Annotated in this window: 9 protein-coding genes; 5 read left to right on the top strand and 4 right to left on the bottom strand. The window is 55.6% G+C overall.

Going from position 1 to position 13987, the window contains the following annotated elements:
- The coding region (locus GKG34_RS05260; RefSeq protein WP_154255726.1) for a DUF6054 family protein at positions 1 to 308 on the bottom strand (308 nt) is incomplete at its 3' end.
- Positions 309 to 481: 173 nt separating this feature from the next.
- Positions 482 to 652 carry a transposon-transfer assisting family protein gene (locus GKG34_RS05255; RefSeq protein ID WP_154255725.1) on the bottom strand — a complete coding sequence of 57 codons (171 nt, stop codon included), beginning with the start codon at positions 650 to 652 and terminating at the stop codon, positions 482 to 484.
- On the opposite strand from GKG34_RS05255, the gene GKG34_RS15630 reads away from it, so the two are divergent.
- From GKG34_RS15630 to GKG34_RS05235, 5 genes are all read left to right on the top strand, one after another.
- Positions 651 to 866 (top strand): hypothetical protein, encoded by a 216-nt coding sequence (locus tag GKG34_RS15630; protein ID WP_173015221.1) that lies wholly within the window; start codon positions 651 to 653, stop codon positions 864 to 866. The two genes, GKG34_RS05255 and GKG34_RS15630, sit on opposite strands and share 2 nt — an antisense overlap.
- A gap of 252 nt (positions 867 to 1118) precedes the next feature.
- On the top strand, positions 1119 to 2906 hold the full coding sequence (locus tag GKG34_RS05250; RefSeq protein ID WP_154255724.1) for an extracellular solute-binding protein: 1788 nt from the start codon (positions 1119 to 1121) through the stop codon (positions 2904 to 2906).
- 25 nt (positions 2907 to 2931) lie between these two features.
- A complete protein-coding gene (locus tag GKG34_RS05245) occupies positions 2932 to 5238 on the top strand; it encodes an ATP-binding protein (RefSeq protein ID WP_347563425.1) in 2307 nt (768 codons plus the stop codon).
- Between the two features lie 210 nt (positions 5239 to 5448).
- Positions 5449 to 6276 (top strand): transporter substrate-binding domain-containing protein, encoded by an 828-nt coding sequence (locus tag GKG34_RS05240; RefSeq protein ID WP_154255723.1) that lies wholly within the window; start codon positions 5449 to 5451, stop codon positions 6274 to 6276.
- Entirely contained in the window at positions 6266 to 8842 is a 2577-nt protein-coding gene (locus tag GKG34_RS05235) for a response regulator (RefSeq protein ID WP_154255722.1), read from the top strand. Before GKG34_RS05240 ends, GKG34_RS05235 begins: the two co-directional genes overlap by 11 nt.
- Before the next feature lie 109 nt (positions 8843 to 8951).
- On the opposite strand, the gene GKG34_RS05230 is transcribed toward GKG34_RS05235, so the two are convergent.
- Together GKG34_RS05230 and GKG34_RS05225 are read right to left on the bottom strand one after the other, a co-directional pair.
- Entirely contained in the window at positions 8952 to 11900 is a 2949-nt protein-coding gene (locus GKG34_RS05230) for a PAS domain-containing hybrid sensor histidine kinase/response regulator (RefSeq protein ID WP_154255721.1), read from the bottom strand.
- Positions 11901 to 11905: 5 nt separating this feature from the next.
- Positions 11906 to 13768, bottom strand: a complete 1863-nt coding sequence (locus tag GKG34_RS05225; protein WP_154255720.1) for an ABC transporter substrate-binding protein — start codon at positions 13766 to 13768, stop codon at positions 11906 to 11908.
- Positions 13769 to 13987 lie beyond the last annotated feature (219 nt).

Raw genomic sequence — 13987 nt, 5'->3', positions numbered from 1 at the left:
TCCAGAAAAGATTCTTCTCCAAGGGTGTTCACCTTGAAGAACACCGCCTGACTGCCGCCTGCGGTGATGGCAGACAGCCGGATCGGACTGTCCGCATTCTGGAACATGGTCAGTGTCAGACTCAGGCGGTTGCCGCCCATCATGCTGTACCGCTCAAATACACGGACACTGCACCGGGCATCGCCCTCTTTGAAATCACTGCCTGCCTCTAAATCTGCCGACCAACTGCTGTCCGGGATTTCTTGTTCCAGCTTCCGAAGCAGCTTGTCAAAGTTTTTGTTTCGGATGGTCTTTTCAAAGATTGCCATAATGGTTCCTCCGTTCTGACAATTAAAAATCGGTCCCTTATTTTTGATACGAGCAGAGCCACAGGAAAATTGCGGAGAAATCGCTTGAAGAGAGAAATTTTGTCTAATTTGATTATAGCATATCTTTTGGAAGAACAAAATACTTTATGTATGCCGCCCGTAGGCGGCAAAAGTCAGTCCAGTGGAAATTCCAGTTCGGCAAACTCTGCATCGGTCAGCAGTTTCAGTTTTTCGATAACCCCCTCCGACAGCTCTCGCAGGGCAGGTTCGTCCGGCATCAGGTAGCATTGCATCAGCCGCAGTTCGTGGATAAGCCCCATCCGGGTGCCGGTGTTGTAGAACATGGAGATAATGCTCAGTCATCTCGGTGTCGGCATGGCCTACATTGCCTCCATGGGCTGGATCTTGTTTATGCAGAAAAAGGGCCTTTGGCAGCAGCTGATCCACGCAGCCGCCGGATGTGAAAAGCTCTTCTTCACACTGGGTGGTTTAGTGTTGATGATGAGCCTGCACATTTTTTCCATTCATGCTAACCATCTACGATTATTTCCTCAATAGGATGTTTTGCATTTTATGCCATGCAAAAGGCAGAATCAGATATAAAAAGTACTTTCGTATGTAAAAGCCTTCAAAAACAACTTGAAACACTTTTGTTGCAATGGTACAATAATAATGTTATTTTATGGAAGCTCGGCGCAAAGCCCATGCGGACAGGCTGCGGGTGTGTGGATTCCTATGGGATGTGTAAGAATAGCTAGGGCAGCACTGCGCTACTGCACTTTCCGATAATGTGAGGGAGGTATAATTTATATGATGAAAAAGATCTCCCGCCGCTCTTTTTTGCAGGTCTGCGGCATTACGGCAGCCACGGCGGCGTTGACTGCCTGCGGCGGCGGTAAGACCGAAACGGCTAAAAAAGACGATGTGCACGAAGCCATCACCTTTATGGCACCTTATAAGGAGATAGAAGCCTTTATTGAGCAGGTACACAGCGTTTACCCGGAAGTGAACATCGAGGTCGTGCCCTACAGCGGCGATAACACCACCACCTGTTTGCAGAATATGTTTGCGGCGGGCGACCTGCCGGACGTCTGCACCTTGACCTACTACGACCCCCGGATCGATCTGGTCTCCGACAAACTGCTGGACCTTTCCGGCTACGATTTTACGGATAACTATGTGGAGTCCCGTCTGCAGGACGTGTTCGACAACGGTGCCATCTACCTGCTGCCCTCGACCTACAACTGCTACGGCATCACCTACAACAAGACCCTGCTGAAAAAATACGGCTGGGAGCTGCCCAATTCTTTCGCTGAGCTGGAAGAACTGGCTGCAAAGGCCAAGAAAGCAGAGGTCGATCTCTGTCTGCCGCAGATCCAGTATCCGGGCTATGGTTTCCAGTATCTGTGCAACATTGCGGACGCCGATTTCCTCGGCACACTGGACGGCAGGCTGTGGCAGCGGGATTATCTGTCCGGTAAGGCGAATGTCAGCAATACCCCCGGCATGATGCGGGCGATGGCCTATGTCCAGAAGTGGAAGGACATCGGGATGCTGAACGACACCGGCGATGCTCTTGACGACAATGTGACCCGGCAGAGGATGACCGAGGGCAACACCCTGTTTCTGATGGGCGGCACCAACGGCATCGTGGAGGCAGACGGCAACGCCGATAAATACGGGCTGATGCCGTTTCTCTCGGAGGACGGCACCCAGAACGTTTTTGTGCTGAATGTGAACCGCTTCTACGGTCTGAATAAAAAGCTGGAGCAGGCCCCCCAGAAGCTGGAAGATGCGCTCAAGGTGATGCGTGTGCTTTCCACCGTTGCAGGCACCAGCGCTCTGCAGCCCGCAACGGCGCTGAAAAGCAGCCTGCTGCCCTTCAAGGACGCAAAAGCGGACGGCACCTACTATGCCGACATCGCCGATGCCCTGAATGCAGGCAACACCGCGCCCTTTATCTATTCCGGCTGGGAAAACACCATCGTGACCACTGGCCTTAAAATGCTGGACTTCATGAAGGGCAATGCCACCATGGAGGATGTGGTCCGTCAGCTGGACGAGGATCAGGATAGTGTGGTGAACAACACCCCGGATACCATCACTACCGTTACGGAGGAGCTTTCGCAGGAGGACTGCGCCATGCTGGTAGGCCGCTGCTTTGCACAGGCTACCGGCAGCGACCTTGCACTGGTGTCGCTGAGCACATGGATCCCCGGCAACCCCACCGATCAGAACCATCACGGCGTAGCTGCCAAGCTGTACGCCAAGGGCATTACGGATTACGACCTTTCGGTGATCCTGCCCACCGGCTGGAACCGCACCATCCAGACCGTTACCCTGACCGGGCAGCAGATCAACGACCTGCTGGCCACGGGCTACGATGCCTACGGCAACGGCAAGGGCTACCCCTATGTGCTGGTAAGCCCGGTGCAGCCGGATGCGGGCAAGACCTATCAGGTTGCCATCTGCGGTGTGAGCGACCAGTTGGCTGCGGAGACCACGGTCACAGACAGCGGCGTGGTGGGCATGGATGCTGCAAAAGCCTTCTTTGGTGCATACACCACCATCAGCCGGGCAGACACTGCATGGAGCTGAACAGAACGGACAGGAGATACCGGATGTGAACAACAAACTATATAAAAAGCTGCTTTGGGGCACCGGCTTTGTCATTGTTGCGGTCATCCTGACCCTTTTTATCATGAGCCAGACCTACATCCAGAACCTTGTCTACCATGAGCGGCTGAACCAGATGGAAGAGGTCACCCACCAGATGTTCCGCAGTCTGGAGGATGTGATCGACACTCACTGGGACGAGGTGAATGTACAATGCAATTATTTGTACTACACCCCGCTAAAGACCGATACCGAGTTCTATCGCTATCTGAAAAAGCTGTCGGAGCTTTCCAATTACCATGAAAGACAGATCGAACTGATTGCCGTGGACTCTGCCGGACATTACTATACTGAGAATGGCCGCATGGGGCTGCTGCGAGGAATGAAGTATTTGGAAAGCGCACCGCAGCGGGTCAGCTACGTTTCTAACTCGCTGACCGTGGACGACTCCCGGATGGTGTTTCTGGAACAGCTCTCCACCCCCATCACACTGCAAAGCGGAGAAAAAGAGATCACCCTGCGCTACTATGGCATTTCGCAAAGCATGACCCAACTGAACGATTATTTCCGCTGTGATGCCTACGAAAATAACAACAGTGTCTATGTGCTGGACAACAACGGTTTCAAGCTGTTCAACGCCAATGATACCGAACTGCTGAAGGGACACAATGTATACACCGTGCTATCCTGGATGTCCTATCTGCACGGCTCTTCCTTTGCGGTGGCAAAGGAGCGGCTTGACCGCACAGGCTCCTGCTATTCCAACGCCGTGCTGGACGGGACCGAGTATTTCTACGCCCTGAAGCAGATGGAAAACGCTCAGTGGACACTGGCGTTCCTTGTTCCGGCAAAATATGTGGCCGTGAATACGCAGAAGCTGGTCAGCATCGTCATGATCATCATCATCGTCATTGCAATGGTGTTCTCGGTCATAACAGTTTTTGTCGGCTGGTCTCTCCTGCGGCAAAAGCAGCAGCAGGAGCTGCAGGCAGAAAAAGAAGCGAACCTCCGTCTGGAGCAATACAACATCCATCTGACGCAGGTAAACGATGAGCTGCGGCAGGCACAGGACATTGCCGCAGAGGCGTTACAGTCCGCCGAGCGCGCCAGCAAGGCTAAGACGGACTTCCTTGCCAACATGAGCCATGATATCCGCACCCCCATGAACGCCATCATCGGCATAACTACTCTGATGAAAAACGAGCTGCACCAGCCGGAAAAGCTGGCCGAACATCTGGACAAGCTGGAAAATTCCGGCCAGCTGCTGCTGGGCATCATAAACGATATTCTGGACATGAGCCGCATCGAGAGCGGCAAGACCACCCTGAATGTGGAAAAAATGAATCTGCCCCAGCAGATCAGCCAGCTGGACAGCATCATCCGCCAGCAGGCAGGCCAGCGCCGCCAGACCTTTACGGTAAACACCCATCTGCAGCACGAAAACGTGCTGGCAGACCCCAACCGTCTGAATCAGGTGCTGATGAATATTCTCTCCAACGCAGTCAAGTATACGCCCACCGGCGGGCATATCCGGTTTGAGGTGGACGAGCTGCCCCGAAACGAGCACTACGCCCGATACCGCTTTGTGGTGCAGGATGACGGCATTGGCATGAGCGAGGCCTACCAGAAGACCCTTTTTGACCCCTTTACCCGCGAGGAGCGCTCCGGCACCAACAAGGTGCAGGGCACCGGCCTTGGTATGGCCATCACCAAGAACATCGTGGACCTGATGGGCGGCTCTATCAATGTGGAGAGTACCACCGGCAAGGGCACTCGCTTTGAGGTGGTGCTGGAATTTCCCGTTGATGCCGAAGCAGATACGGTGCCAGAGGCACAGGTGCTCCCGGAGGAAGAGGAAGAAACTTCTCCTCTGTCCGGCATGAAGTTCCTCTGCGCCGAGGATAACGCCATCAACGCCGAAATTCTGGAAATGCTGCTGGAAGCCAATGGCGCAAGCTGCACCATCTGCTCCAACGGTCAGGAAATCGTGGATGCCTTTGCCAGCGTAAAGCCCGGCGAGTACGACATGATCCTGATGGATGTGCAGATGCCGGTGATGGACGGCTTGGAAGCCACCCGCCGCATCCGCAGCGGCGAAAACCCGCTGGGCAGGATCATTCCCATCCTTGCCATGACCGCCAATGCCTTCCTTGAGGATATGCAGAAGAGCAGGGAAGCCGGCATGGACGAGCACCTGTCCAAACCTGTGGATATTGCTGCGCTGGAGCAGACGGTAAAACGCTTCCGTGTTATTCCCCCGAAAATAAATAGCGGACAAGCGCGTTTCCGCAGAGGAAGCATACAAACGATGTGAATGATGCAGGAGAAGATTAGAACGTGAATACACTTTCCGAGATCGAGGAGTATTACAAAGCGCGTGAGCAGCAGCTGTTGGAAAAACTTCATCAACAGGAAGCCGCTCTTGCCGCAATGCCTGACGGATATCCAAGCTGCCCTGAAAGAAGAATTACAGCAGCACAACTGAGCTGCGGATGCAATCAAAACAGGAGTATAAAAAGCCCGAATGAAACACAGAATCTCACGCCGTGCATTCCTGAATGGATGCACGCTGCTGGCGGCAGCTGCTGCCGTAAGCAGTCTGACTTCCTGCGGAGAAAAGGAAGCGAAAGACAGCGGTCTTGCACAAATCGTTGTGGGAAGCGACAGCTATCCACCTTATATCTATCTGAATAATGACGGTGTTCCCACCGGGATCGATGTGGAGATCGCCACCGAGGCGTTCCGCCGCATGGGGTATGCTGCCCGGTTTGAAACGATCAACTGGGAGCAGAAAACAAATCTTGTGGAAAGCGGCGCCATCGACTGTATCTGGGGCTGCTTTTCCATGGATGGACGCGAAGAGGTATACCGCTGGGCGGGGCCTTACATGGTGAGCCGTCAGGTGGTTGCGGTGGATGCCCACAGCAGCATCCGATCCCTCAGCGACCTTGCCGGCAAGACCGTCGCCGTGCAGAGCACCGGCAAGCCGGAGGAGATCTTTCTCAGCGGCTCCGACCCGCGCATCCCGCAGACGGTGGAGGTGCTCAGCATCGAAAACCGCAGTGTGCAGTACGCAATGCTGGCCTGCGGCTATGTGGACGGCATCGCCGCCCACGAGACAGGCATCCTGCAATATATGAAGGACAATGCCATAGACTTCCGCATTTTGGAGGAACCGCTGCTGGTCACCGGGCTGGGCATCGCCTTTGCCAAGAACGACACCCGCGGGCTGGACAGCCAGCTGACCGATACCCTTGCGCAGATGCGCGCGGATGGCACGCTGGAGCGGATCATTGGCCGATACCTTGAAAATGCTTCGCAGTATCTGGAGGTGGACATAATTGGCGCGTAAAAACAGAACCACCCCGGATAAAAGGATATGGACAGCCTATCTGATCATCGGCGTGCTCTTGATGGCCGGTGTTGCTTTTTTCTCCAGCTGGCGGGCAATGCGCACAGCAGAGGAACGCTTTTGCCAGACCCTTGAGTTTGTCAAATCCCAGTCCACCAGCTTTGAAAAGCACAACGATACCATCACGGCAAAGGCACTCCGCCGCACGGCGGTCGCAGTCCATCAGCTGGCAGAGAATCCTGCGCTTGACCTCTCCGACCCGCAGTGCCTGAACAGGCAGACAGAAAAGCTCTGGCTCACCGGCATTTCGGTTCTGGGACCGGATGGCACGCTCCGGTGCGAGTCCACGACCAACGGCATCGGCTATGACCGGTTTGGCGACCAGCTGAAAAATGACGCTGTTCTGGACGTTTTATCTTACCCGCGAAAGACCTATGTGAAGCGCGTCCTGCTGGAAGATGGCTCTGCTGTGGATGTTGCGGCACACCGGGCAGAAAGCACAGAGCTGCTCCTGCTTGCCTACCGGTACACCCCGGCGGAATTTGTGGAGGAAACGGCGCTGTCCATCCAGAGCATACTGGATGGCTACCCGGCAGAAACCAGCGGCACGCTGTTCATCGTGCAGAACAATCAGGTCGTTGCCGCAAACCGCCCGGAGCTGATTGGGCAAGATGTTGCAGGCAGTCCGCTGGCGCAGGGAATCCGCAAAGCCGGGGCCGCAGAGAAGCTGACCCATACCCGGGACTGGAACGGCTCCGGCTGCTATTTCGGGATGTTCTGCCATGGCAGATCCTTTGATCTCTATGCGTACACGGATGAAAAAATAATCTTCCGGGAGTCGCTTTTGCTGATCCTGACGGTGCTGGTCGGCTACATCCTGCTTGTAATGATCCTTCAGCTGCTGCGCCGCCGCTCCGTGCAGGAGATGGAGCTGCAGAAAAAAGAGCAGGAGAGGAAGTACCAGACCCAGCTGGAGGAACAGAACCGCAAGCTGGAGATCGCGCTTCAGCACGAGGGGGCGGCAAACCGCGCCAAGCGGGAGTTCCTGTTCAATATGAGCCACGATATCCGCACCCCCATGAACGCCATCATCGGCTTCACCTCGCTGGCTACGACCCATATCGACAATAGGGAACAGGTGCTGGACTACCTCAAAAAGATCTCCACATCCAGCCAGCATCTGCTTTCCCTCATCAATGATGTGCTGGATATGAGCCGCATCGAGAGCGGAAAGGTAAAGATCGAGGAAAAAGCGGTGCATCTGCCGGACCTCGTCCACGATGTGCGCTCCATCATTCAGCCCAATGTTTCGGCAAAGCGGCTGTCGCTTTTTATTGATACCATGGATGTGGAGAACGAGGATATCATCACCGACCCGCTGCGGCTGAACCAGATCCTGCTGAACATTTTGTCCAATGCCATCAAGTTCACTCCCACAGGCGGCATGATCAGCATTCGCATTGCTGAGAAAAACGGTGCGCCTGCGGGCCGGGCCTGCTATGAGTTCCGCATCAAGGACAACGGCATCGGCATGAGTGAGGGATTCCAGAAGCACATCTTTGAGGAGTTCGCCCGTGAGGAAAACTCCACCGTCAGCGGCATTCAGGGGACCGGCCTCGGCATGTCCATCACCAAGAACATTGTGGACCTGATGGGCGGCACCATCACCATTGAGAGCGAGCCGGGCAAGGGTAGCGAGTTCATCGTGAATCTCTGCTTTGCGCTCAGCGGACAAAAGGTGGAGCTCAGGCAGCTCCCGCAGCTGGAAGGGCTGCGGGCACTGGTGGCGGACGACGATACCGACACCTGCCTGAGCGTCAGCACCATGCTGTCCAAGATCGGGATGCGGCCGGAGTGGACGATCTCCGGCAGGGAAGCGGTGATCCGCACCCGGTATGCCATGGAGCAGGGGGATGAATTCAGCGTTTACATCATCGACTGGATGATCCCCGATATGAACGGCATCGAGATCGTGCGGCAGATCCGCAAGGTGATTGGAAAAAGCTGCCCCATCATCATCCTGACCGCCTACGACTGGGCCGATATTGAAGAGGAAGCCCGCGCTGCCGGTGTTACCGCCTTCTGCGAAAAGCCGCTGTTCCTCTCGGAGCTGCGCAGAGTGCTGGCAGAGCCGTTCGGTGCAGAGCCTGCCTGCAGGCCGGTGCAGCTGAACGCGGAGGCCTTCAAAGGGAAAAAGATCCTGCTGGTGGAGGACAACGAGCTGAACCGTGAGATCGCAGTGGAGATCCTGAAGGAAGCGGGCTTTGAGGTGGAATCTGCCGAGGATGGCGAGATCGCCGTCCGGAAGATGAAGCAGGCGGCAGACGGACAGTATGACCTGATCCTCATGGACATCCAGATGCCCAACATGGACGGCTACGAGGCAACGCGGCAGATTCGTGCACTGCCGGATGCCGCAAAGGCTGGCATCCCCATCTTTGCAATGACGGCAAATGCCTTTGAGGAAGACCGTCAGAATGCACTGAAGGCCGGTATGAACGGCCATATTGCAAAGCCGCTGGATATTCCGCACCTGCTGCAGGTCCTTGCAGATGTACTGAAATAAACAGCGCCCAAAAGCAAAAGCACCCACAGCAAGCGCCACAGAGGTTTTGAATCTCCGGTGAGCAAATTGCTGCGGGTGCTTTATTTTTTTATGCCTGACAGGCGGCTTGTTACAAAATTTTGCGCAGCTCCTGCACAAGGTCGCCGATCACGATGGGTTTGGACAAAAAGCCGGTCATGCCGCTTTCCAAGGCATTGCGGCGGTCTTCATCGAATGCGTTGGCAGTCATGGCAAGGATCGGGATCTTTGCCAGTGCAGGGTCGCCCAGTGCGCGGATCTGCCGGGTGGCGGTATAGCCGTCCATCACCGGCATCTGCACATCCATCAGCACCAGATCATAGCTGCCCGGTGCGGCAGTGCTTACCTTTTCCACCGCCACGGCACCGTTTTCCGCCGTATCGACCCGGAAGCCGTACTCGCACAGGATCTCCTGCGCGATCTCGCGGTTCAGCTCGTTGTCCTCTACCAGCAGGATGTGCCTGCCCTTGAAGTTGGTGTTCTTTTTCGGCAGAAGCTCCTGCGCCGCATCCGTCTGTGTCTGGCCGATGGCGCTCATCAGGGTCTCGCGCAGGTCGGACATGAACATGGGCTTGGAGCAGAAGGCGGTCACACCGGCAGCCTTTGCCTCCACCTCAATGTCGGACCAGTCGTAGGCAGTCAGGATGATGATGGGCGTATCATCGTTCAGGCTGCGGATCTGGCGGGTGACCTCGATGCCGTTCATGTCTGGCAAGCGCCAGTCGATGATATAGGCATGGTAAGCATCGCTCATCTCGATGGACTGCCGTGCACGCAGCACCGCTTCCTTGCCGGAAAGGGTCCACTCGGCACGCATGCCCACCTTGACCAGCATCTTTGTCACGCTGTCGCAGGTGTTGAAATCGTCATCCACCACCAGTGCCTTCAGGCCTTCCAGTTCGGTGATCTTTTCCACCGGACGGTGCTCTGCCTGCGCACGCATGGGCACACGAATGATAAACTCGCTGCCCTTGCCCTGCGCCGTCTGCACCTCGATGGTGCCGCCCATCATATCCACGATGTTTTTGGTAATAGCCATGCCAAGGCCGGTGCCCTGGATTCGGCTTACCGTGGAGGTGCGCTCCCGCTCAAACGGCTCAAAAATCTTTTTGGCGAACTCTTGGCTCATGCCGATGCCGTTGTCCTTGACGCGGAACTCGTACTGCCCGCAGCCGCGCACCGCTCCGGCAAGCTGCCGCACCCGCACCGAGACCGTGCCGCCCGCCGGGGTGAACTTGATGGCGTTGGACAGCAGGTTCAGCAGTACCTGATTCAGCCGGGTCTTATCGCAGTAGACGTCCTCATCGGTCACATCCATGGCATCCATATAAAGCTCCAGCTGCTTTGCGTAGATCTGCCCGCTGACGATGGTTTTCAGGTCGTGCAGCACATCCGAAAGGTTGACTTCCACTTCTTCCAGATGGATCTTTCCGCTTTCGATGCGGCTCATATCCAGCACATCGTTGATGAGGGAAAGTAGATGATTGCTGGAAGCGAGGGTCTTGGCAAGATAATCCTTCACCCGGTCTTTATCGTCAATGTTGCTGAGTGCCAGCGTGGTAAAGCCGATGATGGCGTTCATGGGGGTGCGGATGTCGTGGGACATATTGGAAAGGAAGGTGCTTTTGGCGCGGTTGGCAGTCTCGGCCGCTGCAACGGCATCCGAAAGTGCCTGATTCACCTGCCTGTCGGCGGTGCGGTCGGACAAGACAAGGATATACTTGGTCCTGCCCTCTACCTCGCTGCCCATGGCGATGTTATGGAACCAGCGCCGCTCTTTGGTCTCCCGATGCTCAAACTCGAAATCCCATTCGCGTTGCTGCCCGCTGAGCAGTCCTTCCAGAAAGTTCTTGTCGCGATCCGGGTCATCCTTCGGGTGCAGCGCTGCCAGAGCACGGGCATCCTGCCGCACTTCTTTCCACGGGATGCCCAGCAGCCGTTCGACGTTGGGGCTGACATAATCCACCTTGGAGGTCTTTGCGTCCAGCATCAGGAAAACGTCGTCCACGTTCAGCGAAAGCTTTTGGAACAGCTCGTCCCGGTACAGGATCTCAGTGTCCTTCCGGCGCAGGGTCGTATGGCTTCTGCGCAGGATCAGCAGGATGATCAGCACAGCAAGGCCAAAGGCGATGCCCGCCACGATCTGCACCGTGTGGAACCACAGCTTATCCAGACTGGCATTGACGATGCTGACCGGCACAAGCCCCACCATCGTCCAGTTCTGGACCGCGGTATCCTCGTAGACCAGATAATAACTGGTGTCGCCCAGTTTGACCCGCAGGTTTCCGCTGCGGCCCTGCGCAAAATCATCCGAAAGGGCAAGAATCTGTTCCTCGGAAAGGTCGGAATGGTCGCGCAGCATCGCAATGAAGTTGTAAATGATTTCCTTGCGATTTACGGAATTGTCAATCACCACCCGCCCATCCGGGTAGATCACATAGTTGCTGGCATTGCCCTGAAAAGCAGAGCTGTCCAGCAATCTCAGCACAGCATCATTATAATAGGTGATGGCAACGGCATCGTAGGCAAAGCCCCGGTAGCTGCCCTGCGTTTCGGGGCAGATGAACGCAAGCATCGGGGCTTTGCCGGGCAGCGCCGTATTCACGACGATATCCTCGCCATCGGAGAGCTTTTCGTCCAGATTGGTCTGCAGGCCAAGGTAGCCGGTTCCCCCGGTCACGGTCATGTAGTTGCCGTCATAGGAAAGAAAGTAGAAGTTAACAAATCCGGTTGCCTGCTGTGCTTCCTCGATATAGGCCTGAATTTCATCCTCATTCGAGGTGTTTTTCAGAAAGCCGTTGCACAGATGCAGATAGGTCAGGTTTTTGCGCACCATCTCTTTCAGCATACTATTGGATTTATACAGTACCTCTTCCAGATGCGAGGTGCTTTCCTGATAGATGGTCTGCGACATAAACGAGATGTACCGGAAGCTGAAACCGGCTGCCAGAAAGACCAAAAGAAGGATGGCAGCGGCGGCAGGCAGCCACTTGTGCCGGGAATAGCAGCTGCGTTTGGATTCGTGCTTTTCGTCTGCCATTCCGCTCACCTCAGTGTCATGTAGTTTTCCGGCTCTGCAAGCGCTGCGCCGCCGGAGATATAATCGCGCCATGTGTTTTTTACCCACGTATCTTCGCCAGCAGACGTGCCGCTATCGCTCGCAAGCAGCGCTTCCATCTGCTTTTCCGTTGCAAGGCAGGTCACGGTAACGGTGTCGTTATCTCCCAGCGGCTGCCCGTTCCGGGTGATGCCGGTCAGGGTATAGCTGCCGTTATTCTCTTTTACCTCCACAGCAATGCCGCTGACCACTGGCAGAGAACCGCGGTTGAAGGGCACAAACCCGCCCTCGCAGCCTTCCACAAAGGCGTGGACGGTCTCTTTCAGCTCCGCACCGGTCATGGTGCGCTGGCGGGACATCAGACCGTTCGGCATGATCATGGAAGCTGCCATTTTCTGGTTATAATCCGCCTGCAGCACACTGCCGGTAAAGCTGTTTGCGGTGGCAAGCAGCACATCGGTGCCATACACGCCGCGCAGCGTGTTTGCCATCACGGAGAAGGCAGCGCTGCCGCCGTTTGCGTGGAATACGTTGGAATAGGCCTTCCCGGAGGTCAGCACGGTCTCGTTGTCGGCAGGCTCCTCATCGGCAAGGAGCTGGGCATTGAAGGCCTGATACGCCTGCTCAGCGGTAAGCTCGCCTGCGATCATTTTGGAGACCACATCCTTGGAAACGGCAAAGAAATCGTTGGAGGCGATGCGGATATACATGTGGTTTTCTTCCACCACGCTGCGGACGTCCTTCAGATACTCGGTCAGGCGCAGGGGAACGTTCTGGCTGTAGCTCAGTATGTCCTGCCCCTCTGAGACGATGCGGTTCTGCGCCTGTTCGGAGAGCATGACGTTCAGCACCTTCATGGCTTTTTCGCGGCGCGCGGTGTCCTGCTCCAGATCCCGGTTCAGGGCAACTTGGAAATAGGGGGTGGTCATGATCCACGGTTCGCTGTTCTGGCTGAAGAAGGGCAGAAAGATCGTGTCGATGCCCTCATCCTGAAACATCTTCACGCCGGCAGAGCTGCCAAAGTACATGGCAACTTCTCCGTTCCGGAACATTCCGGTCACATCGTCGTAATTCAATGCAAGATCATCTGCTGTAAGGTGGGTATCCTGAATGAACTGCTCCATCCGCTCAAACGCCCCCGGCCATACGGTGTCGTCCAGACCCACCCGCGCGGTGCTGGCGGGGTCGCTGTAGGTAGTGCGCCACTTGCGCCCCGCGGTGGTGGTAAGCTCGGCAGCGGAAAGCCCCTGCAGGGTTTCCATGCAGGTGTAGTCGTAGGTATAATCGGAGGTAAAGCCGCGGATGCCTACCTTTTCAAAAGCCTGACAGGCCGCTACAAAGCTTGCGTAATCGGTGGGCAGGGGAATATCGTACTGCTCAAAAAGGCTGCGGTTGACCACAAAGCCGTGGGCATCCGCGCACACCGGCAGCCAGTTCACACTGCCATCCTCGTTTTTGAAGCTGTTGAGGTAGGTGTTGTACACAGCGCCCGCCTCATTGGTCATGGCAAGGTTCATCAGGCTGTCCTTCAACGGTGCCGCATCGTGCAGCGAGAAGCGGCAGCAGGTGATGATATCCGGCAGACCGCCGTTCTGCTGCAAAAACTTGTAAAAATCCAGATCGTTGTTGCCGACGATGAACTCAATGTTCACGTCCGGCAGCTGGGACTGGACATAGGGGGCATAGTTTTCGTACAGGCTGGTGCTCCACAGATACACCTGAATAGTCTGAGCGTCTTCCTGCTCCTGTGTTCGTTCCGCATTTTTTTCGCTGCATCCGGTGAGCAGGGATAGCCCCATCACCAGTGCCGCAAGCATGGAAAAAAGGCGGCGCAATGTTTTTGTTTTCATCCGATCCTCCTCCTCACACTTCTTGGGCAGCCATCGTTTTGCGGTTGGCTGCTTTGGCTTACTGATCATACATCACCGTCCGCAAGAGTGTGCGCTGTAAAACCCACCCACGGAAAGGATGCCGCAATTTTTGCGTCTTTTCTGTTTTGCGCTCTCCCTCTACCGCGAAGGGGCACAGAATGACAGAGACACAAAAATATTTTACCACTACCATGAAAA

It is taken from the genome of Faecalibacterium sp. BIOML-A4, from assembly GCF_009679665.1.
Lineage (GTDB): Bacteria > Bacillota > Clostridia > Oscillospirales > Ruminococcaceae > Faecalibacterium > Faecalibacterium taiwanense.
Note: the sequence above shows the minus strand (reverse complement) of the source record. Positions and strands in the feature narration are given on the sequence as shown.